14 protein-coding genes are annotated in these 24,454 nt (G+C 34.2%); 7 read left to right on the top strand and 7 right to left on the bottom strand.

Features of this window, described 5'->3' with window-relative positions; translation table 11 throughout:
• Nucleotides 1-4 precede the first annotated feature (4 nt).
• The 7 genes from AST99_RS12695 to AST99_RS12665 all read right to left on the bottom strand — a co-directional run bounded on the left by AST99_RS12695 (nt 5) and on the right by AST99_RS12665 (nt 14,397).
• Nucleotides 5-2,392 (bottom strand): ABC transporter permease, encoded by a 2,388-nt coding sequence (locus AST99_RS12695; RefSeq protein WP_057782211.1) that lies wholly within the window; start codon nt 2,390-2,392, stop codon nt 5-7.
• A 12-nt stretch (nt 2,393-2,404) separates the two neighbouring features.
• Nucleotides 2,405-4,756 (bottom strand): ABC transporter permease, encoded by a 2,352-nt coding sequence (locus AST99_RS12690; RefSeq protein ID WP_057782210.1) that lies wholly within the window; start codon nt 4,754-4,756, stop codon nt 2,405-2,407.
• Between the two features lie 151 nt (nt 4,757-4,907).
• Nucleotides 4,908-7,316 (bottom strand): ABC transporter permease, encoded by a 2,409-nt coding sequence (locus AST99_RS12685; protein WP_307414667.1) that lies wholly within the window; start codon nt 7,314-7,316, stop codon nt 4,908-4,910.
• Nucleotides 7,317-7,377: 61 nt separating this feature from the next.
• The gene (locus AST99_RS12680) at nt 7,378-9,795 is read right to left on the bottom strand and encodes an FtsX-like permease family protein (RefSeq protein WP_057782208.1); all 2,418 of its coding nucleotides are present in this window, start codon (nt 9,793-9,795) and stop codon (nt 7,378-7,380) included.
• 22 nt (nt 9,796-9,817) lie between these two features.
• Complete coding sequence (locus AST99_RS12675) at nt 9,818-12,217, bottom strand: ABC transporter permease (RefSeq protein WP_057782207.1); 2,400 nt, start codon at nt 12,215-12,217, stop codon at nt 9,818-9,820.
• A gap of 149 nt (nt 12,218-12,366) precedes the next feature.
• A complete protein-coding gene (locus tag AST99_RS12670; protein WP_057782206.1) occupies nt 12,367-13,044 on the bottom strand; it encodes an ABC transporter ATP-binding protein in 678 nt (225 codons plus the stop codon).
• Nucleotides 13,045-13,146: 102 nt separating this feature from the next.
• Nucleotides 13,147-14,397, bottom strand: coding sequence for an efflux RND transporter periplasmic adaptor subunit (locus tag AST99_RS12665; protein WP_057782205.1), 1,251 nt, complete (start codon nt 14,395-14,397; stop codon nt 13,147-13,149).
• A gap of 284 nt (nt 14,398-14,681) precedes the next feature.
• Here AST99_RS12665 and AST99_RS12660 point away from each other — a divergent pair, with 284 nt between their 5' ends.
• The 7 genes from AST99_RS12660 to AST99_RS12630 all read left to right on the top strand — a co-directional run bounded on the left by AST99_RS12660 (nt 14,682) and on the right by AST99_RS12630 (nt 24,445).
• Complete coding sequence (locus AST99_RS12660) at nt 14,682-16,034, top strand: sigma-54-dependent transcriptional regulator (RefSeq protein ID WP_057782204.1); 1,353 nt, start codon at nt 14,682-14,684, stop codon at nt 16,032-16,034.
• Nucleotides 16,024-17,367 carry a sensor histidine kinase gene (locus AST99_RS12655; protein WP_057782203.1) on the top strand — a complete coding sequence of 448 codons (1,344 nt, stop codon included), beginning with the start codon at nt 16,024-16,026 and terminating at the stop codon, nt 17,365-17,367. The genes AST99_RS12660 and AST99_RS12655 overlap by 11 nt, the downstream gene beginning before the upstream one ends.
• Nucleotides 17,368-17,656: 289 nt before the next feature.
• Nucleotides 17,657-19,528: a S8/S53 family peptidase gene (locus AST99_RS12650; protein WP_083495686.1), complete on the top strand. Its 1,872-nt coding sequence runs from the start codon at nt 17,657-17,659 to the stop codon at nt 19,526-19,528.
• 366 nt (nt 19,529-19,894) lie between these two features.
• Nucleotides 19,895-21,004, top strand: a complete 1,110-nt coding sequence (locus AST99_RS12645) for a sensor histidine kinase (RefSeq protein WP_057782201.1) — start codon at nt 19,895-19,897, stop codon at nt 21,002-21,004.
• Nucleotides 21,001-21,717: a LytR/AlgR family response regulator transcription factor gene (locus AST99_RS12640; protein ID WP_057782200.1), complete on the top strand. Its 717-nt coding sequence runs from the start codon at nt 21,001-21,003 to the stop codon at nt 21,715-21,717. The genes AST99_RS12645 and AST99_RS12640 overlap by 4 nt, the downstream gene beginning before the upstream one ends.
• A gap of 148 nt (nt 21,718-21,865) precedes the next feature.
• On the top strand, nt 21,866-23,053 hold the full coding sequence (locus tag AST99_RS12635; protein ID WP_057782199.1) for an Lcl C-terminal domain-containing protein: 1,188 nt from the start codon (nt 21,866-21,868) through the stop codon (nt 23,051-23,053).
• A 153-nt stretch (nt 23,054-23,206) separates the two neighbouring features.
• Nucleotides 23,207-24,445, top strand: a complete 1,239-nt coding sequence (locus AST99_RS12630) for an Lcl C-terminal domain-containing protein (protein ID WP_083495685.1) — start codon at nt 23,207-23,209, stop codon at nt 24,443-24,445.
• The last annotated feature ends 9 nt before the right edge of the window (nt 24,446-24,454 follow it).

Below are 24,454 nucleotides of genomic sequence, written 5' to 3'. Positions count from 1 at the left end.
TTGTTTATTCTGTTCTTAAACTGTTTATCGGATTGGCAATAGCGGCTTTAATAGCTTGATAACTTACGGTGATAAAAGTGATGAGTAGCACTAAGCAACCAGTAATTAAAAATACCTTCCAGCTTATCGTAACTCGGTATGCAAAATCTTGTAGCCATTGGTTCATGATGTATAACGCTAAAGGGAAACTTATGGCGAATGATATCAAAACCAATTTCATAAAGTCTATAGATAATAGTTGAACAATTTTTGGAACACTTGCACCAAAAACCTTACGGACACCAATTTCTTTTTGGCGTTGCTCAGCCATATATGCAGCCAAGGCGAACAAGCCAAGACAAGCGACTATGATCGCTAAAATTGAAAACAACAAACTAACTTTTGCCATTTGCTGCTCTTTTTGGTATAAGTGTTCTACGTTTTTATCTACAAAAGCATATTGAAACGCAGAAGTTGTCGCAATACTTTTAAACGTACGTTCAAATTCTGAAACAGTGGTTGCGAGATTTTGATTTTTAAATCTGACTAATAGATAATTATAATTTCCTTTTGTTACGGTATTATGGAACGCATAGGCTCCAACAGGCTTATGGAGTGATGCAAAATTAAAATCGTCTACAACTCCATAGATATAACTATTATTCCCAAGATTGGCTTCTACTTTTTTTCCGATTGCTTCTTCTGGAGTGTATCCTAAAAAATCTAAAGCCGTTTTATTAATAAGGACTTCAACTAACGAATCTCCATCTTGTTTATGCGATGGTAACCGTTGACCTGCCAATAACTTTAATTGTAAAATATCTACTATATTATGTTCTGCTAAATTGGTGTTTACACTCATCCCAACATCACTATTGGGTTTGTAAATACTGTTTAAACTTACGCTAACCGTTGGATAACCTTGAGCTCTCGAAATTAGAGATACATTGGGCAATTTTTTAAAGGCATTTACAAGTGCATGATTGGTTGCAACATCTGGAACTGCTGTTGTTGAAATGGCTATTACTTGTTCTGGATTAAAGCCTAAGTTTTTATTCTGGACAAATTCTAATTGCTGACGCACCACAAGAACCGAAACAATTAGGACCACAGAAGCCGAAAACTGAACTACAACTAATCCTTTTCTAATAAAACTTGCCATAATTCCTTTATTAGAAGTTGGCTTTAAAGCGTCTTTAGGTGAAAAACGAGACAAATACAATGCCGGATAAGACCCCGAAATAAGTGTAGTTACTAACCAAATAAAACCTAAGAATACAAAGATCTGTAAAGAAAATAGTGAAGATGCCTCTAGATTTCTGTTTACAATGTTATTAAAGGATGGTAGTATTAATATGGTAAATAAACCTCCTAAAATCATGGCTATGGCTGTAATAAGTCCGGTCTCTACATAAAACCTTAAAATCAATTGTGTTCTAGATGCTCCCAACGTTTTATTTACACCGACATCTTTGGCTTTCTTTTGTGAGCGGGCTGTAATTAAATTCATGTAATTAATACATGCAATAATTAAAATTAAAATCCCTAAAATCGTGAGGTTTTTTATTTGACTGATGTCACCATAGTTTTCTAAATAACTATCGGTATAAGCCGAAGATTGTAAATGAATTTGCTCTAAAGGTTGAAGTGAAAACGTATACCATTGCTGTTCTTTTTCAACATTTGAATCAATAATATTTTGAAGTTTTTGATCAATATCATTCAGATTTCCTGTGTCCGAATTAAGCATTACAAAGGTTTCAAAGCTTGCATTTCCCCAACTAGGATGTTTAGCTTCTTGCCGCATCATAATTGGGACAACAGCATTAAATTGTAGTGAACTGTGTTCTGAAAAGTCTTCAAATATGCCTTTAACCTCAAAAGTGTTTCTATTATCTACAGTTAATGTTTTTCCTAACGGGTTTTCTGAACCAAAATAACGCTTAGCAGTGCTTTTTGATAGCAAAATAGTATTCGGTTTAGTCAGTGCTTTTGCCCCCATACCGCTAAGGATATTTACATCAAACATGTCTAGAATAGAAGGATCTATCCAAAATAATTTACTTTCTGTAAGAATATTGTCGCCTGCTTTTATAAACGCATTTCCACCATAATCATTTTTTAAAAGTCTTCCGGATTGTTGTGCGCTCGGGATATGTTCTGTAAGTTGTGGACTTAATGCAGACGGCACTTGCGCCCAAGTTTCAATACCTTCTTCTGTGGTATGCAAAAGCACTCTGTAAATCCGGTCTTTTTTTGCATACATCGAATCGAAACTACGCTCATGCAGTATAAATAAAAACAGTAGCAATGTGGTTGCTAAACCTAAAGCAAGTCCGAGAATATTCACTGCCGAAAACAGACGGTTGGTCTTCAGGCTTCTCCATGCAATTTTAATATAATTTTTAATCATGACGATTGATTTTTATTCTGTCTTTAAACTATCTACCGGATTGGCTAAGGCGGCTTTAATAGCTTGGAAACTCACGGTGACTAATGCTATTAAAATGGCGACAACACCTGCTATTACAAAAATCCACCAGTTTATTTCTATACGATATGCGTAAGCTTGAAGCCAATTGTGCATGGAATACCAAGCAATGGGAATGGCGATTATAATGGCAAGACCTACAAGTTTTAGAAAGTCTTTAGAAAGTAACCTTACAATACCCGAAACGCTTGCGCCTAAAACTTTACGCACTCCAATTTCTTTGCTGCGTTGTTCGGCGGTATAAGCTGCCAATCCAAAAAGGCCTAAACACGAAATAAGAATGGCTAATATGGCGAAGATTTGAGAGAGTTTACCAACCAATTGTTCGCTTTTAAATTTGTTATTGAAGGTGTCGTCTACAAATTTGTATTCAAACGGAAATGCGGGATTATGATGTTTTAATACACCTTCTACTAAAGTTAGCATCTCGTTAGGCGCTATTTTTGGATTCGTTTTTAAATACATAAAACTAGATTCTTCGTGGTAATTATGAAACAATACAGGATCGCTCTGTCCGTACATATCACCATATTGATAATCTCTAACCACGCCAATAACAGTGTATACATCGTCTCGCATAACTTGTTTCCCTATGGCACTGCCAGTACCCATTAATTTGGCGAATGATTCTGTAATTAAAACACTGCTGCTATCTTTTTCTTTGTTCTCACTAAACCCACGGCCTTCAACAAGTTCCATGCCTACGGTTTTTAAAAAATCAGAATTCACATATCTAAAAGAAATTAAAACATCTTCGGTATTAGTGCCGCCAGTCCATTCTAAACCAGAGCCATTGTTACCACCAGATAATAATTCCGAATTGCTTAAGCCAACACTAGTAATCGCTCCTGTTTTTAGTAAATCTTGTTTAATGATATCAAATTTTTCAATCATATTACCATTAACATTTAGTGATATAAGTTGCTCCTTGTTATATCCTAAATCTCTGTTTTTTACATGCTGAATTTGTTGATAAACTAAAATGGTACTGATAATAAAAACTATAGAAATGGTAAACTGTCCTACTACTAATCCTTTTCTAATAAAGGAAGCCGAACCTTGAGTCACTTTTAATCCTTTTAAAACCTCAACAGGTTTAAAAGACGATAAATAAAACGCAGGGTATAAGCCAGCAAAAACACCACAAACTAGGGTTATTCCTAATAAAACTAAAAGGTGTACTGGATTAGAAAGTCCTAAAACTAAATCTTTAGCAATAATTAAATTAAACTGAGGTAATAAAAGAAAGAGCAATAAAATACTCACTAGTGTTGCTATAAAAGCTAAGATTAGAGCTTCTGTTATAAATTGAAATATTAAACGCGAACGTCCAGAGCCCATCGCTTTACGTACACCAACCTCGTTTGCGCGTTTTTCGCTTCGTGCTGTAGATAAATTCATGAAATTAATACAAGCAATTAAAAGTATAATTAAAGCGATGATTGTAAATAATCGGACATATAAAATACCGCCACCAACTTGTTTTCCATTTTCAAATTTATCTCTTAAATGCCAGTCTGTTATAGCGTGTAAAAATGCTTTAGAATCACTTTCGCCTGTTTTTTGTTCTAGTAGGTTTCTAACTTGTGCATCTACAGTTTCAAAATGAGCTTCGGGAGATAATGCTACAAAGGTATCGGCAAAAAAGCTTCCATATTCTTTAGTAAATTCTTTGCCTTTTGTATAGCGCTCATAAGGAGCAATCCAATTAAAAGGAAACGTAATGTTTTTCGGTAGGTTTTCAATAACTCCCGATATCTGGTAATTATCTTTATTATTAACTCTAAGTGTTTTTCCTAAGACTTTGGTGTCTTTTCCAAACAACTCTTCGGCAGTTTCTTGGGTAATTACAATAGCTTCAGGAGTATTAAACGCTTGGTCTTTATGTCCTTCAATAAAATTTAAACTAAAAATATCTATAAAATCAGCATTTACATAGCGTCCCGAACGATTAATAGCATGATCTCCTACAGTAAATAAAAAATCTGCTTGTTTGGTAGGTGTGGCTTTATCTATTCCTGGGATTTCTGTTTTCATAGCTTCGGCTAATGGTCCTGGTGTAGAATTAAATGTGCGCCATTCACCATCATATTCTTGATGCGTTGGTACATAATACACTTGATCTTGTTTTGGAAAATTAGAATCAAAACTCACCTCATCTTCAACCCAAAGAAAGATTAAACTGGCACAGGTAATTCCTATAGCTAATCCGAAAATGTTTAGAAAACTGTAGCCTTTATTTTTGAATAAAGTTCGGAAGGCGATTTTTATATAATTTAAGATCATATTGTTTTTGTTGATAGAATTAATAACTGCTATACTAGCTATAGTTAAGATGATGCCAAACTATTAATTTATTGGTTATCAAGTTTTTGTGTTTGTTTTAAAAAACAGAAGTGTTCGCTTTTGATACACTTTTTGTTCGTAATCGAACACTTTAATCTGAACGCAAAGCCTCTACAGGATTGGCATTTGCAGCCTGCAGCGTTTTAAAACTAATTACTAGTAAAGCAAAGAGTATCATGGCCGCACCACTTACTACAAACACCCAAAAGCTTACACTGGTTTTATATGCAAAATCTTGCAACCAACGCGTAATGCCATACCATGCAATTGGAGCGGCAATAACAAAAGCCATAGCGACTAAAATTAAAAACTCTTTACATAATAGGGTGTTGATTTCCATTAGAGAAGCACCTAAAACCTTACGCACTCCAATTTCTTTAACACGTCTGTTGGTGGTATAAATGACCAAGCCTAATAAGCCCAAACAGCTAATAAGAATAGATAAACCAGTTGCCCAATTTAGAAGTTTAGAGATTTTACGCTCACGATTATAGAATTTCTGAATGTTTTCATCTAAAAACTCTACGCGGTACTCTTCTGTATCTGTATAGACCGATCTGTAGGCATCTTCAATTTTAGATAATGTCTGCTTTAAACCTTCGGAACTTTCATTATGAAATGCAATATGCAGAGTTTGAAACTGACTATAATCTGGGCGGTACCAATCGCCACGCAATGCCATGGGCTTAATGGAACTTCGTAATGAACGTTGATAAAAATCGGACATCACGCCAACAATAGGAACAGTTTCATTGTTTACTTGTACTATTTGCCCAATCGCTTCATTGGGATTATCAAAACCTAAAAGTTTTCTGCTAGTTTCATTAATTACAAGTTCTTGTATGGTGTCGTTTCTAATGTTTCGGCCTGCAAGTAATTGTAATTCAAAGAGGTCTAAATAGTGGGTATCTCCATACAGAAATTGAATGTCTGTATGGATTTCTTTGTTTTTATTTGTGTAAGATAATCCAGAACTCGAGACATTAAATGAAGCGGGAGCTACACCGCCTATACTAATGGTTTTTAATTCCGGAATTTTACTAAGTGCTCGTGCATAACGCTCTTTTTTATCAATGCTACGTTCGTTTCTAGGACTATAAACAGATACAATAGCATCGGTTTTAAACCCCATATCTTTTGTAAGCAGAAAATTAATTTGTTTCCCAACCAGCAAGGTGGCAATGATAAATACTTGTGCAATGGTGAACTGAAACACGGTTAAGAATTTACGAAGCTTTGCTTTTTTCTGACCAATAGCAAGATGATTTTTTAAAACGGAAACCGTGTTGAATTTTGAAAGGACTAAGGCAGGATAAAAACCAGACAAAAAGGTAACGATAAGCAGCAACAGTATAAAAGCAACAATGATTATTGGAGATGTAATCAGTTCGAAATCTAAACCTTCGGGAACAAAATCTGAAAATACAGTAATTAACCATTTAGAAAGTAACACAGAAAGTAGTGCTGATATGAGCACTAGCAAAAAAGTTTCGCCCATAAACTGACCAATAAGTTGCTGTCTTGAACTTCCTAAGGTTTTGCGAATCCCAATTTCTTTAGCACGTTGTGAAGCTTGAGCAGTGTTGAGGTTAATAAAATTAATACACCCCAAGAGCAATAAAAATAAAGCGACTAATGCTAAATTTAGTAATAAAGATGTACTGGCTTGACCTTTACTCCAATCGTAAATGCCATAAGCTTCATTAAAATGAATATCTGCTAAAGGTTGTAAAGAAAATTTTCGTTCTTCACCATATTTTTTTGAGTCTTCATCGGTATGTTCTTTTGCTAAATCATCTAATGTGTTTTGAATAGTTTGTAAGTCGGCATTAGCATTAATTTTTACAAAAAGCTGTGAATCTGAATTGGTGCTATTCCAATTTTTTTCTAATACCTGTGCTCTTAATCGGGTTTGTAGCAGTGTTGGTTTCGAGATGAATTCCTCAAAGACAAAATCTGTACGTTGTTTAAAATTTTCTACAATACCCGTTACTGTAATTTGAAGCGAGTCATTATAAACAAGTGTTTTCCCAATAATATCTGATGCTGCTGTATTTGGAAAATAATTGGCTGCTCGCTGTTCGGTTAGAATAACAGTATTGGGACGTGTAAGAACATGGTCTGTATCGCCCGCTAGAAAATTATAATCGAATATTTTAAAATAATTTTCATCGGTATAAATGACAAAGTTTGGCCATTTAAATTCTGAATTTAAGGCTTTGTTTTCAACTTTAGAAGGGCGTTCTATGTAAAATCCACTTACAATTTCTAAATTAGATTGCTCTTTTATAGCATCTTCTAATGCAAGTGTGACGCCTGAATTACTAAAAGACTCTTCGGGATCACTAAAATCTGAAACCACTCTATATATGCGATCGCTATCTTTATGAAACGTATCAAAAGTAGTATCGTAAAAAATCATTAAACCAATTACAACAGACGCACTTATACCAATGGTTAATCCAATAATATTGATAAGAGAAAATACCTTATGCTTCATAAGGTTTCTCCAAGCTATTTTGAAATAATTTCTGATCATGATTTTACACTTTTTGATTGATTTACTCGGTTCTTAAAGAATCTACAGGATTAGAAGTCGCTGCTTTAATCGTTTTTACCGCTATGGTTAACATGGCAATCACTACAGCAATTCCACCTGCTCCTAAAAACATCCAAATATTGAGTTCTATACGATACACATAATTCTGTAGCCATTTGCTCATGGCCCACCATGCTATTGGTGATGCTATAAGAAACGCTATAACGATTAATTTTAAAAAATCTTTGGTAAGTAAAATGGTAATGGCCGAGACACTTGCGCCGACTATTTTACGAACTCCGATTTCCTTTTTACGTTGTGCTACAATAAGCAAAGACATGGCAAATAAACCGATACAACTTAAGATAATAGCTAAAATAGAACCACTACCAATCATGGTAATCATAGTGCGCTCATGTCGTAAGGTTCTATCAATATTTTCATTTAAAAAAGACCCTTGAAATTCGGCATTTGGTTCAATAGAATTCCAAGCTGCTTTTACATCGGTGTAGGCTTGTTCTAAATTTTGTGATGACACCTTAACGTATACGTTGCGTAAATTCCAGTTAGGAAGCGCAAATAAAGTCATTGGTGCAATCGTCTGGTCGAGTTCCTGAAAATTGAAATCTTTAATAACACCTACAACAGAATATACAGCATCATCTAAATCTATCTGTGAGGCTAAAATATCATCTTCATTGAGTTGCTTTGCCATAGCTTCATTGATAATAACCGAAAGACTATCACTCGCTAAGTTTTTTCGAAAAGCACGACCTTTAATAATATTCAAGTCTAAGGTTTCAATATAATCGGCATCAACCACCACCATGTGTGTATCCACACCGCGACCCTGATGTTCAAAACCCAAGACACTTGTCGAACGCGAGCCATCTTTTCCTAAACCTAAAATAGTATTAGATGCAGTAACACTTAAAATATTAGGTTTATCTTGAAGTTTATTTCGAAGTAATTCTATTGCTTGTTGATCGTTAAGTTGACCATTCAAGGGAAAAGCAATCACCTGATCTTTATTGAAACCTAAGTCTTTAGTCCTCATAAATTCCACCTGATCCCAAAGTACAAGCGTACCACTAATCAGTAAAATAGCAATTCCAAATTGTAAGACCATTAAACTATTTCGCAAATGATTTTTACCATGAACGTCGAGCTTTCCTTTTAAACTTTGTAAGGTTCCAAGACGACTCATTAATAACGCAGGATAACCTCCAGCAATTAATGTAATCAGCAAAACACTTAAAATAAGCACCAACAACAATGATGGGTTTAATAAGGTTGCCAATGACGCTTGGGTTTTAAATATGGTTTGAAAGTATGGTAGTAAAAACACGGCTAATAAAATTCCTAGTCCGATGGAAATTAAAAATACTAAAATGCTTTCACCCCAAAATTGAAAGAACAGTTGTTTTTTGTTTGCACCTAATGTTTTTCGCATGCCAATCTCACGCAAACGTTGGGCACTTTTAGCAATACTCATATTGATAAAATTTACACAAGCGATAAACAGAATTAAAATTGAAATCCCCAAGACCAAATAGGGCATGGTACGACTTACAGTTACTGCGCCTTGATTAAAATTAGCAAATCGAACATCTGCCAAAGGCAATAGTTTTAGTTGTCTATAAAGACCTTCAGGATTAGGCTGAAACCCATCACGCTTGGCATTATCAATCACGTTTTTATAATGTAATTGGGTGAAATCTGTGGTGTTTTTTTCAAATTGCTCTTGTTGTACAGCTTCTGCAAGTTGCATATATACTTCATGGTTCTCCATGTCCCAGCGCCCTATGGTTCTGGCGTATGCGTGTTCATTCTGACTTTTAAAATTTAAAACGATATCAAAATCCATTGAACTTGTATTCGGAAAATCTTTTACGATTGCAGTAACCGTAAACGGTACTTGTTGCTCATCTCTTAGAATGCTAACCGTTTGTCCGATGGGCTCTTCATCTCCAAAAATACGTTTAGCAGCTAGCTCAGTCATTACCACAGAAGACTCTGACGTTATTGGGTTTTTGGTATCTCCTTTTATGATTGGAAAGCTAAATATCTCAAAAAAATCGGGATCCACATAAGCCGTACTCATATCGAATTGCTTGTCATCTTGACTTAATAAGACACCAGTACTAATATAGCGTGTAATTTTCTCAACTCCCGCAACCTCATCTTTTAAAGCCGCAGCAAAAGGTTCGGATTTTGAGATGTTAGCTTCAATGCCATTTAACCCACTATCTTCTGTATACACTTGATAGATTTCATCTCCATGCTCATGAAAGCGATCAAAAGACAATTGAAAAACGGTATACATCGCCAACAATATGGCCACTCCAAATGCTGCCGTAAGTCCAACCACATTGAGTGTTGTAAACGTTCTATTCTTCCAAAGGTTTCTGAGTGCTATTTTGAAATAATTTTTAAACATGATTGTACCCTTTTTGATTAATTTACTCGGTTCTTAAAGAATCTACAGGATTAGATGTTGCTGCTTTAATCGCTTGAAAACTCACCGTGATTAATGTGATAATTAAAGCGCCCAAACACGCAATAGCAAAGACATCCCAACTTACAGTGGTTCGGTAACTAAATTTCTGCAACCATTGTCCCATAACAACATAGGCAATAGGTGAAGCGATTAATAAAGCAATGACTACAAGTGTGATAAAGTCTTTAGATAATAGTAACCACAACTGGCTGATGGATGCTCCTAAAACTTTACGAACTCCAATTTCTTTAGTGCGTTGCTCGGCCACAAACGATGCTAACCCGAAAAGGCCTAAACAACTAATAAAAATAGCCAATACAGTAAATACGCGTGATAAACTGGCAATGCGTTCTTCAGATTTAAACTTTGCGCCATATTCTTCATCTATAAACTGATAGTCGAAAGGTGTATCTGGGAAGTTCTTTTTAAAGACGCCTTCAATACGAGTTAAATTTTCACTTGTACTGTGTTCAGGATTAAGTCTTACATTATAAAAAGCAGTATTGTCATTTCGGTCAAATGCATACATGGCTTGTTTTACAGGACTATAAGGGGATTGAATAACCATATCTTCAACCACACCAACAATTTTTAAAGGGGGATCTTGGTTCTCGGTATCAGAATCGCGGATATATTTTCCTATCGGATTCTTAATATTCATGTATTTTACGGCAGTTTCGTTTAAAATGACCGCAGTAGAATCCGTCGCAAATGCTCTAGAAAATCCGCGACCGGCCGTTACTTTTAAGCCTAAAGTTTCAACAAACTCATAAGACACGGTGGTGTATGCTAAATCTTCTTGAAATCCTGCTGATTTTCCATCCCAAGTATAACCTGAACGATTTGACCAAACATCTGTCATGGGTCCGCTAGTTCCTGCCATTTCTATAGCGCCACCAGAATCAATTAACTGATTTCGTATCACATCTCGTTTTCCTAAGAACTCATTACTCATTACAGGAATTTGAATAAGTCCTTTTTTGTTATAACCCACAGGTCTGTCTTTAGAAAATTGAATTTGATTCATTACCACCAGCGTTCCTATTATTAAGGCTACAGAAACGGTGAACTGGGTTACCACAAGAATTTTTCTTGGTAAAGAGGCATAACGGCCAGATTTAAAGGTGCCTTTTAAAACAGTAACAGGATTGAAAGACGATAAATAAATGGCTGGATAACTTCCTGCTAAAAATGCAGTTACAATAACAAAAAATAATGAAATAGCCCAGAATTGGCTGTTGAACCAAGGAAAAACAATGGCTTTGCTCGCTAGAATATTGAATCCGTTTAAGAATAATAACACCAAACCCAATGCTACAATAAATGATAGTACAACAATTAAAAACGACTCGCTTAAAAATTGAAAAATGAGCTGACTACGTTTTGAGCCTATCGATTTTCTTATGCCGACTTCAGTTGCTCGTTTCTCGGAACGGGCAGTACTTAAATTTATAAAATTAATACAGGCGAGTAATAAAATGAATATTCCAATAATGCCAAACAACCAAACATTTTCAATACGTCCGCCAGCTTGCACACCATTCTCAAAATCGCTCCGTAAGTACCAATCTTTCATGGGTAATAAAAATAACTGCGGATTAAATTCTGCGGTATCTGGTGCAGTATCTTTCTTTATATCTTTAATTTTAGCTGTTACAGATTCCATAGTCGTATTATCATGTAGTTGTACGAAGAGTTGAAACGAATTATTATCCCATGCATCTTTAGAAAATTCTATCCAGTCTTGAGTGGTTATATAATGTTTCCAGGGAATAATGTACTTCATGTCACTGAATGAATTGTTGGCAGGTATATCTTTATAGATGGCAGTGACCACTAAATCATCTTCATTATTTATTTTTATGACGTTGCCAAGCGCAGGTAAATTACCAAATAACGACCTCGCAGCCGATTCCGATAACATAATGGCGTTTTTCTGTTTTAGTCCATTTTTTTCTCCCGCGATAATGTCTAAATCCAACATAGCTGTCGCACCTTCTTGCATGGCATTCCCTTCCCTGTAGATATTAGTATCTCCAAACTTTAAATAGCGTGGTTGTAACCAAGACGACATAATAATATGTTTAAAATTATCTGCATACTCTTGTTGCAATACAAATTCCAACGGACGCGGAATAGCAGGACCAGTACCTGTTTCTTTGTTCATGGTTTGGCTCTGAAATACCTGTGCAATAGTAGCTTTGTTTTTAAAGTGGTTATTGAAATTTAATTCGTCGGTAACCCATAAGCCTATCATAATGGTTGCTGCCATACCGACTGCTAGCCCTGAGATGTTAATTATGGAATACACCTTATTTTTGATAAGATTCCGGAACGCTATTTTGAAATAATTTTTAAGCATGGCAGTTAGGATTTACTATTCGTTTTTTGATTGATTTGGATGACACACTTCAGTGGGAATTGACTAATTCATGTATAAAAAACTGAAGTGTTGCATTCCAAATTGATTGATTGATTGATTGATTGATTGATTGATTGATGAAAATCTACTTATGCTAAAATATTCTCTGTTACTTTTTGTCCGTCTAGCATTCTAATAATACGGTGGCTGTATTTGGCATCGTGCTCACTGTGTGTAACCATAATAATGGTGGTTCCTGCTTCGTTAAGGTCTATTAGTAAATCCATAACTTCGTTACCATTAGTACTATCTAAATTTCCTGTAGGCTCATCTGCTAAAATTAATTTCGGATTATTTACAACTGCTCGTGCTACGGCTACACGTTGTTGCTGCCCTCCAGATAATTGTTGCGGAAAATGATTCCGTCTGTGCATAATCTGCATTTTTTCTAAAACAGCTTCGACTTGCTTTTTGCGTTCAGCAGGCTTTACACCGGTATAGATCAATGGTAATTCTACATTTTCAAAAACGGTAAGTTCATCAATTAGGTTAAAGCTCTGAAATACAAAACCGATATTGTGTTTACGTAATTCTGAACGTTTACGTTCGTTGTAGCCAGCGACTTCGGTGCCGTTAAACTTAAAACTACCACCGTCAGGATCATCCAATAATCCCAATATATTTAGTAAGGTAGATTTTCCGCATCCTGATGGTCCCATAATGGCCACAAACTCACCTTCTTTTACATTAAATGATAATTTATTTAAGGCGATGGTTTGTACTTCTTCAGTTTTATAAAACTTTTCTAAGTCTGTAATTTGTATCATGCTTTTAGTCTTTAGTAATTGGTTGATAGTTGATAGTCTCTATGAACTAATTTCTGGTTATATATTTAAATTCTTTTTAATCTTTAGTCTTACCTCTTGGCTCTATTTCAAAATCAATTCTTCGGCATCACCAAAAGTATCGTAACTCGAAGTTACTACCTTATCTCCAGGGTTTAAACCTTCTAATACTTCATAATATTCTGTATTCTGGCTTCCTAATCTGATGTTTACTTTGTAGGCAGAACCACCATCTTCACTGACTTTAAATATCCAATTGCCACCTGTTTTTTGAAAAAATCCGCCTTTAGCAATAAGTAAGGCTTCTTTTTCAGCACTTAGTGCTACACGTATTTGTAAATTCTGACCGCGTCTTATGCCTTCTGGGATATCGCCTTCAAATTTCATATCTACTTGAAAACGTCCGTTAGTCACTTGTGTAAATACTTTCTTAATTTCTAACGTATACGTCTTATTGTTCAACGTAAATGTGCCTCTTTGTCCGTTATAAATTCTGGAAATATAATGCTCATCAATATCTACTCGTACTTTGTAACCGCTCGTTACATCTACTTGACCTAATCGTGTACCCTTATTTATGGATTGACCGATTTCTGCATCTAGAGATGTTAATTGTCCATCTATAGGCGCTCTAACCACTAAATCGCCTACTTTTTTTCGCATTAATGCTAAAGCACTTTGTGTTCTGGCATAGGAATTTTTAGCCTGATTTACTTCTAATTTTGTCGAAATGGTATCTTCTGCTAAGACTTGTTTAGCCAATCTCATCAGCTCTTTTTGGTATTCATAATTGTTTTGAGACGATTCGTAATCCATTCTTCCAATCGCGCCTTTTTCGTATAAACGCTTATTTAAATTGTAAATACGTTCAGCTTCAATCAAGTTATTTTCAACATCTGTAAATTGATTTTGTCTATTAATAGTATTTTGGCGGGCTGCGTTTTGAGAAATCTGCATTTGCGTTAACAAGTTGTAAACAGACGTTTCTTGATTTACTAAACTTAATTCCAAATCGGTATTCGATAATCTTAAAATAGGTTCGCCTTTTTTAAGCATAGCGCCATCTTCTACAAATTTTTCTTCAACTCGGCCACCTTCTAAAGCATCTAAATAAATAGTTGTAATAGGAAGTACGATACCATTAACAGGTATGTTTTCTTGAAATGCAGCCTTAGTCACTGTGTTTATAGATATGCGTTCTGTCTCTACATTTAATTTAGAACCACCAGACGTTTTAATAGTAACATATACTATTAACGCTAAAATGGCTAGAATACCGAGAAGAAGACCAAGCTTTTGATTTGAAAATTTTTTCTTTTGAATTGGAACGTCCATTATTGATTTGTTATTTATACTATAGGGTATAGTGAAGATGATGCCATAAATATAAATAACTGATTTTTAGCTGTTTGATATTTTTGATTAAAATAAAAGTGTTCGGTTTTGGTACACTTTATGTTCGGAAATGCACACTTTTGTACGCGATATGTATTTTGTTTTTCTAATCTTTATAAGCTGAATTTAAAATCGTAATATTGTAAAACTGAGCTTTTAAGTAAAGTATAATGCACATCTTTTCAAGATGTAACTTCTAACCAATAAATCTCGATTATCGAGTAATGATTTTAAAAAACGCAACAATATTAGTAATAGATGACGATGTGGATGTACTCACAGCGTTACGTTTACTACTTAAACCACTCGTAAAAGAAGTGGTTACCGAAAAAAATCCGAGTAATATTTCTTTCCAGATTACTCAAAAAACGTACGATATCATCATCTTAGATATGAACTTTAATGGTTTGGTAAATACGGGGAATGAGGGCATTTTTTGGTTAAATAAAATCCGAAAAGAAAAACCAGACACCTCGGTTATTTTAATGACGGCTTATGCCGATATAGATTTAGCTATACGAGGACTAAAAGAAGGGGCTTCAGATTTTTTAATGAAACCTTGGAAAAATGAAAAAATAATAGAAACCATTACCACAATTCTAGGGAATAAAGCCTCCAAGAACACTAAAAATAATACGCTTAAAACACATAGCAATGAGATTATAGGAGATAGTGATGTGATGCAAGATGTGTTTGTAAAACTAAAAAAAGTAGCACCTACAGACGCTAATGTATTGGTGCTTGGAGAAAATGGAACGGGTAAAGATTTAATAGCACGAGCAATTCATGATAATTCGAATAGGAGAGACCAACCTTTTATAAAGGTAGATGTTGGCGCCCTGACCGCTTCCTTATTTGAAAGTGAATTGTTTGGATATAAAAAAGGAGCATTTACAGATGCTAGAGAAGACCGCAAAGGGCGTTTTGAAGCCGCAAATGGCGGTACATTATTTCTGGATGAAATCGGAAATATTAGCTTAAGTCAGCAAGTAAGATTATTAACCGTTTTGCAAAACAGACAAGTCACACCTTTAGGATCTAATGATGCTATTCCTGTAGATATCAGATTGATTTGTGCGACCAATATCGACCCAAAAGTATTAGCAAACGAACAGAAATTTAGAAAAGATTTAATTTATAGAATCAATACGGTAGATATTATTGTACCACCATTAAGAGATCGTGGTACAGATATTACAGCATTATCTCATCATTTTGTATCGCTATATGCCGAAAAATATAATAAAAGTGCCTTTTCTTTTGATTCTGGATTTATTTCAAAATTAAAAAAACACGAATTCCCTGGAAATGTAAGAGAACTTCAATACGTTTTAGAACGAGCGGTAATCATGACAGATGGGGCAGTTTTAAAACCTGAAGATTTGGTGTTTTCTTCTATAGAACGTGCTCCGGCAAGTACTAGTAATACAACCAATAGTTTAAACTTAGACGAGATTGAAAAAAACGCCATTCTCACAGTATTAGAAAAAAATAAAGGAAATGTGTCTAAATCGGCTAAAGAGCTAGGCATTACAAGAGCCGCTTTATATAGACGTTTGGAGAAGTATGAACTATAGAGCTTACATTTTTGCACTGTTTTTAAGAATACTACTTATTGTGAGTGTGATTTTGGTGTTGGTATATACTATTTATAACCATTATTCCGGATATTCTGTACTTGCTACTCTAGCTATCCTTTATTTATTTATTAATACGTATACTTTTGTAAAACGGCGTTTTGTAGCTATGGATGATTTTTTTGAAGCCGTAAAGTATCGCGATTTTTCAAGATGGTTTCCAGAAGATCGCGGACCAAAAGATATTCGTTTTTTATATACCGGTTTTAATGAAATTAACCGGACCATTAAAGAAATTAATTCTCAAAATCAGGCACAGTTCGTGTATCTTCAGAAGATTCTTGAAATGGTGGATATTGGAATTATTGCCTATAATTTAGAATCTGGAGACGTACTTTGGAGTAACGATTCTTTTGGAGATATACTCGATATTCCGTCATTTAAAAACGTACGGTTTGTAGAAAATAGAAAACCCGAATTATTTAATACCATTTTTGAAACTTACCATCGCGAACCCAATTCAATTTCGATAGCCTTACAAAATGAAAGTATTAAAATACTAATTTCAGATACCGTTTTTCAGGTGGGTGAAGATGCTTTTAAATTGATTGTAATTCAAGACATTGATACTACCTTAAATAAAAATGAATCGGAATCTTGGAAGAAGTTATTAAGTGTGATGACGCATGAGATTATGAATTCGATAGCTCCAATTTCATCTTTAGCAGATACTCTTCAGAGAAATGTGCAGATGGCAATTGAAACTCCTGAGGCTTCACATTTAGAATTAGAAGATCTTAATTCTGGTATTAAAACAATTAAGAATAGGAGTGAAGGTCTTTTAAAATTTGCTAAAACGTATCGCAGTTTAAGTAAAGTGACCAACCTGAATTTACAAAGAACAAAGGTTTCAGAATTATTTAATAATATACAGCGTCTTATGCAACCGTCCATACAAGCTAAAAATATAGATATTTCATTTAATATTACTTCTCCAAAACTAGAATTAGATATCGATACACATCTTATAGAACAAGTGTTGATTAATTTAATTCTTAATGCTGTTGACGCTTGTAAACATATAGCAAATGCCGAAATAAAAGTTGTTGCTGTACAAAACCCGAATAGAGATATCGTGCTAAAAGTTTTCGATAATGGTTCAGGGATACCTCAAGACATTTTAGAAAATATATTTGTGCCATTCTTTACAAGTAAAGCCACAGGGAGCGGTATTGGTTTGAGCCTCTGTAAGCAAATCATGTTACTTCATAAAGGTAGAATTATTGTAAAAAGTGTGGAAGGCGAAGGCTCTGTATTTAGCCTTGTATTTTAATTTCTAAAAAGGTATCGTGCTGTTATTTCATCAGAATGCTGTTTAAAAAGTCATTATTTATACGTAGTTATAGATATTACTTAATGTAAATCCAAACAGAATCCAATTTGCAGATTGTTAGTTAGAGTTCAATAAAATAAGCAAACGTTTATATTTTTATTCAATATTTATCGAGTTCGTAAAAAAGAGGATGCGTAGTACATGTGTAACCTCTGTTTTTTATGCTATAGTTAGTATAATGGGTATTTTCATAACTCACTTAATTAACTCCCAAAACCTATAACTATTAATGAAAAAATTTTACACACTAATATTGACTTGTTTTTTTGTATCAGTCATGTTTTCTCAAACCGAAAAGGATAGAGCACTTATAAAACGTGAATCAAATATTGAAAAACTGAATCAGATTTCAGAAGACTATTTAGCGACGCAGTTTCTGTTTAAACATAAAGCTGTACAAGATAAAATCGTGTCTAATGATGGCGAAATAAACTATTTTTCGCATTTCGATACTTCTGGAAATCCTGTATACTATACTTTAGAAAATGAAAGTTCTGCAATATCCTCAAAAATAGATGTCATTAGAACCGGAGGAAGCTCAGGTTTAGATTTAAATGGAAGTGGTATTGAATTTGGATTATGGGATGGTGGCCCGCCAAGAATTACGCATCAAGAGTTTAATGATAATATTTCTATTATAGATAATACTACTACGTCTTCACACGCTACACATATTGCAGGGATATTAATAGCCTCTGGTGTTGTTGCCGAGGCCAAAGGTATGGCGCCATCTGCAACCATAGAATCGTACACGTCATCAAATTGGATTTCTGAAGTTCCAGCTTGGGCAGCAGCAGGCGGTTTAATATCTAGTCATTCTTATATTATTGCAAACCCAGGATCTGATTATGAGAAATTTGGTGTTTATAACCAATACTCACAATTATGGGATGACATATCTTACAATGCCCCGTATTTAGTCATGTGTACAGGAGCTTCAAATAATGGGAATAATAACTATAATCCTGATGGGTCTAGATACGATTTACTAGCCAGTAATAAACTTGGTAAAAACTCTATTGTGGTTGGCGCATGCTCAGATGTTCTAGAATATACAGGACCAGAATCTGTAAATCAGGCCGTATTTACTAGTTGGGGACCAACCGATGATTGGAGAATTAAACCAGATATTACTGCAGTGGGTACTTCCTCATATTCTACACGAGAAGCAAGTGATACAAATTATACTACAGGACAAGGTTGTTCTTTTGCGGCGCCTATTGTTTCTGGAGGTTTAGCATTGTTACAACAGCATTATTATAATAATAACGCTGTATATATGAAAGCTGCAACGGCTAAAGGTTTAATTTTAAGTACGACCGATGAAGCAGGAGATTTTGATGGCCCAGATTTTTCTAACGGTTGGGGATTGTTTAACGCATATAACGCAGCCGAAGTAATTACAAATAATGGTACAACTGCAATAATATCAGAGTTAACCTTAAATCAAGACGATACATATTCGGTAAATATTCAAGTTGATGGTTCAGAACCTTTGTCGGTTGCTATTTGTTGGAATGATCCTGCAGCAAAGCCTTTAGAAGATGAACTTTATAATGATTCGACTCCTATGCTAATAAACGATTTAGACGTGAGAGTTGTATCAGAGTCAGAGACGTATTACCCATGGATTATGGTGCCTAATACTTCTTATGATAATTATACGGCAGCGGCTTCAAAAGGAGATAATTTTAGAGATAATATTGAAATTATTAATGTTGAAACTATTGAATCTGGACAATATACTGTAAATGTAACGCATAAAGGCACATTACAAGATGGCTTACAAGACTTTTCATTAATTATTAATGGAGTTAAATTAGAAAGTCTGTCTGTTTCAGAAGTGACAGCAGAAGATACCATTGTTGTTTTTCCAAATCCCGTTAATGATGTTTTGAATATTAAACTGAATTCAAATACATATCAAGACATAAAGGTTAACCTTTATAATTTGGTAGGACAAAAACAATTAGAAGCTACATTTAATACCCAAAAGGATGTAGAAATAGATGTGAGTCAGTTATCAAAAGGCATATATTTCTTGAACGTTCAAGACGATAATAATACAATTATTACTACTAAAAAAATTATAGTCGATTAAGAACTTGTCATCAATAAAATATTTAATATGCTGTTTTTTAAAGCGGATAAATGCTATGTTTTATACTGGTATTGTATAAATATGTATAAAAGGCAGCATATTAAATTTAAGAAACAAGATGAACATTATCTTATCAAAATTATTGTAGATTTTAGTGCATATAAACCTTGAAAACGTATTAGTAATAACTTTTTTACTCATCCATAAATAAGAGGAATATCAAATTCATTTAATGTAAAATGTGTTTGTAGTTCTAACTGTTGGTTGATTAAAACTAAGATTCTATTGAAAATATTTGATACCTATGTATAGAAATAGCACTTTTGTTTAGTTACAGATTAGTTTTAATGTAAATGCAACTAAAAGATGAATAAAACAGTGTTAATTAAACAAAATTCAAGTTTTTTTGATTCTGTTTTCGCTTTTATATTCTGGATACTTTTATTTGTATTACCGTTAATCTATCAATGGATTAATACAGATGCTATACAATGGCGTTTAATTTTTAATGTTTGGATTGATTATTTACCACTACTAATAATCTTCAGTGTAAACAGATTCCTTCTAATTCCGTTTTTTTTATTCAGAAATAAGAAATTTATTTACTTTATAATGGTTCTCGGTGTTATCGGATGTACTGTCTTTGGGTCTTTCACTATGCGTAAAGCCTTTCTATCTCAAAATGCATCTTTAGCACCTAGACAAACACCTCTTCAGTTTCCGAACTCAAATAAAAACATTGCACCACAGGGGCAATTATCAAGGCATGCACCTGCAGATATGTATCCGCCTTATGTAAATTTAATTTTGTTATCTATTTTACTAGTTGGTTTTGATACCGGAATGAAACTTTCTGTGAAATGGGCAGAAATGCAGCGACAAAAAGCAGAAATAGAAAAAGAAAGTATTAAAAATGAATTGGCTTTTTTACGCAATCAAGTCAGTCCTCATTTTTTAATGAATACCTTAAATAATATTCATGCCTTGGTCGATTTTGATACTAAAGAGGCTAAAAGCTCCATAGCAAAACTATCTGTTTTAATGCGACATTTGTTGTATGAAGCTAACGACAAACCCATAGCATTAACCAAAGAAATTAAATTTATTGAAAGTTATGTAGAACTCATGAAATTGCGTTTTTGCGAAGACGTTAAGATTGAATTACATTTGCCTGAAAATCCACCAAATATTTTAATTCCAACACTGTTATTTACTAATATACTCGAAAATGCTTTTAAATATGGTGTGAGTTACGAGCATGAATCTTTTATCGATATTACCTTAAGCGTTCATGAACATGAATTGAAATTTAATATTGAAAATAGTTTACATGAAAAATTTAAAACGGAAGAAAACTCTGGAATAGGAATAGAAAATACGCAGAAACGATTAAAATTACTGTATCAAAACAATTATACATTTGATAGTGTAGACCATGGAAATGTATTTAGTTCAACTATAAAAATACCAATATGATTACATGTATCGCTGTAGATGATGAACCTTTGGCACTCAGACAAATTGTGTCTTATATAGAACAAACGCCTTTTCTGGAACTAAAAGGGAAGTTTACTAATGCTTTAAGTGTGTCTAGTTTTCTTAATGAACATGCTGTCGATTTAATATTTCTTGATATTCATATGGCTGATTTAAATGGTTTAGAATTGGCGAAAACGCTTGTAAATCCGCCTAAAATTATTTTCACCACAGCTTACAGTGAATATGCTGTAGAGGGGTATAAAGTAAATGCTATAGATTATTTATTAAAGCCCATAGAATATGTCAATTTTCTGCAGGCTTCTAATAAAGCATCAGATCTGATACTTCAAACCCGTTTGACTGATGGTGAGATTAAAAAGAAAGATGAGTTTTTATTTATAAAATCGGGACAGCAACATATTCGTATTAATTTTAAGGATATTAAATATATAGAATCACAGAAAGAATATATCTCTATACATTTAACTCATGGTGAGTCTGTGAAAACATTATTTCGACTAAAAAATATTGAAGACATTCTACCAAAAGCACATTTTATGCGTATTCACCGTTCGTTTATTGTTAACCTAAACCATATTGTAACGGTAGAGCGTAATAGAATTATTTATAGTAGACAAGAATTTATTGTTGTAAGTGAGACATATCAAGACGAATTCAAAACCTTTTTAAATAATAATTTTTTCAATTAAAATTCAATACCGCTATAGGTTTTCATGACGCTTATAATAATACCATCTAGTTTTCAATAAATTTCGTTGAAAGAAATAGGCCTTCTATTGATATTATTCTTTTACGAACACCTAAATGTAGACCTTTACATTAGTTAAATTTAGAATTATGAAAACGTATATAAAACAGGTGTTTTTATTTTTAAGTATTTGCTTATCCATAGGATACTCTGTAGTCGCACAAATAACATATCCAATCGTAGATACAGGTGTAACTGTATTTTATAGTAATAATGCTGTGATTTCAGTACCAAACTCTGGTGATGAGTTTTATGGACAAGATGCTACGTATACAGGAAATCAGCCATCGTATACAGACAATGGTGATGGTACAATTACAGATAATGTGACGGGCTTAATGTGGGAAAAAGATATGGGTGAAAAAATGACCTTTGAGGCTTCTTTTTCTAAAGCTCAACATTCTAATTTAGGAGGCTATTCCGATTGGCGCGTACCTACCATTAAAGAATTATATTCTCTAATACTATTTACAGGTCAGATTAAAGGTGCTAAATCTAATACACTGTTTATAGATACCAAGTATTTTAATCAGACTTTAGGAAACACCAAAATTGGAGAACGCGAAATTGATGCCCAAACGTGGTCGTCTACAAAATATGTGGGCGTGACCATGAAAGGTGATGAAACTGTTTTTGGCGTTAATTTTGTCGATGGTCGTATTAAAGGATATCCAACACAAAAGAAACGTACACGTACCGAAAATACCATGTATTTTAGAATGGTAAGAGGAAATACAGATTACGGAAAAAATAATTTTATAGATAATGGAGATGGTACAATAAGCGATTATGCTACAGGATTAATGTGGCAAAAAGCAGATGATGGTGTAGCGCGGGATTGGGAAACTGCTATAAATTATTCAGAAGATTTAGAACTTGCAAATCATACAGATTGGCGTTTGCCTAATGCTAAAGAATTGCAAAGTATTGTAGATTATTCTCGGTCGCCTCAGACCACTAATTCTCCAGCTATTAACCCAATATTTTCTACTACAGAAATTAAAGATCCAAACGGGAATTCTGGTCAATATCCATTTTTTTGGACCAGCACAACACATTTAGATGGTGTAAATCCGAGTTCTGGTGCTGTGTATATCGCATTTGGAGAAGGACAAGGTAAAATGCGCAATCAGCTTATGGATGTGCATGGCGCAGGATGCCAAAGAAGTGATCCTAAAAGTGGTAATAAAAATCAGTATCCTACTTATTTCGGACCTCAAGGCGATGTAAGATATGTGTTCAATTACGTTAGAAGTGTACGTAATATAAAATTTTAAATTTCAGTTGATAAGCTTAAGTATCAAGGATTTTTTCTAAAAACAAATTTTTCATTGATTGTAAAGTCTATTCTATTGAAAAGGCTTCCAATATAAAAGTGTATTGCTGATCTTTAATTTCTATCTAATTCAAATACTATCAAAATATAAATTATGAACACTAATTTTTTAAAATATTCAATGGGTATACTCGTTGTGTTAGCTATTTTTTCTTGCGATAATGATACCGAGACTAGCGTAGATGAAGAGCAAGAAGAAGATACGGGAACGGTAGTAAGCGGATATACTTATGCTATTGTAGATTCTGGCGTTTCAGATTTTTATAGTAGCGATGCCATAATTTCCGAGCCTAGTGAGAGTGATGCTTTCTACGGACAAGATGCTACGTATAATGGAAATCAGCCTTCTTATACAGATAACGGAGATGGCACAGTTACCGACAATATAACCGGATTAATGTGGCAACAAGATATGGGAGAAAAAATGTCTTATGCAGATGCTGTGGCACTGATAGATGATTTTAATTTAGGGGACTATACAGATTGGAGAATACCAACAATCAAGGAGCTTTATTCGTTAGCCAATTTCACAGGGAGGTGTTATGGTGACGATGCTGTAGATATGTTTATAGATGAAAATTATTTTGTTCAACCTATAGGCGATGAGTCTATTGGAGAACGCGAAATTGATGGTCAAACATGGTCTGTTACAGAATATGTCGGACTTACCATGAATGGAGACGAAACTGTATTTGGATACAATTTTGTTGATGGGCGTTTAAAAGGCTATCCTAAATACGACCCCTCAGACGGTTCACCTAATACCATGTATTTTAGAATGGTAAGAGGAAATGTAACGTATGGTGAAAATATTTTTACAGATAATGGCGATGGAACAATTACAGATAGTGCCACAGGATTAATGTGGCAACAAGCAGATAACGGCGAAACTTACGACTGGGAAAGTGGCTTAGCTTATGCAGAATCACTAAGCTTAGGAGATCATTCAGATTGGAGAATGCCAAATGCAAAAGAACTTCAAAGTATTGTAGATTATACAAGATCTCCACAAACCACTAGTTCGCCAGCTATAGATCCTTTATTTACATGTACTCCAATTTTAGATTACGAAGGTAATTCTGGTCAATATGGTTACTATTGGACGAGTTCGCCTTTACAAGACGGACCAACACCTTATACAGATGCGGTTTATTTCTGTTTTGGAGAAGCTAAAGGAGAAATGAATGGTCAATTATTAGATGTACACGGTGCAGGAGCACAACGTAACGACCCGAAAGCAGGGAGTGTAGACGATTACCCTGATACTTTTGGTCCGCAAGGAGATATTCGTAAGGTGTACAATTTTGTTAGATGTGTAAGAGATGTAAACTAAAATGTTAAC

The organism is Formosa algae, from assembly GCF_001439665.1.
Taxonomy (GTDB): Bacteria; Bacteroidota; Bacteroidia; order Flavobacteriales; family Flavobacteriaceae; genus Formosa; species Formosa algae.
Note: the sequence above shows the minus strand (reverse complement) of the source record. Positions and strands in the feature narration are given on the sequence as shown.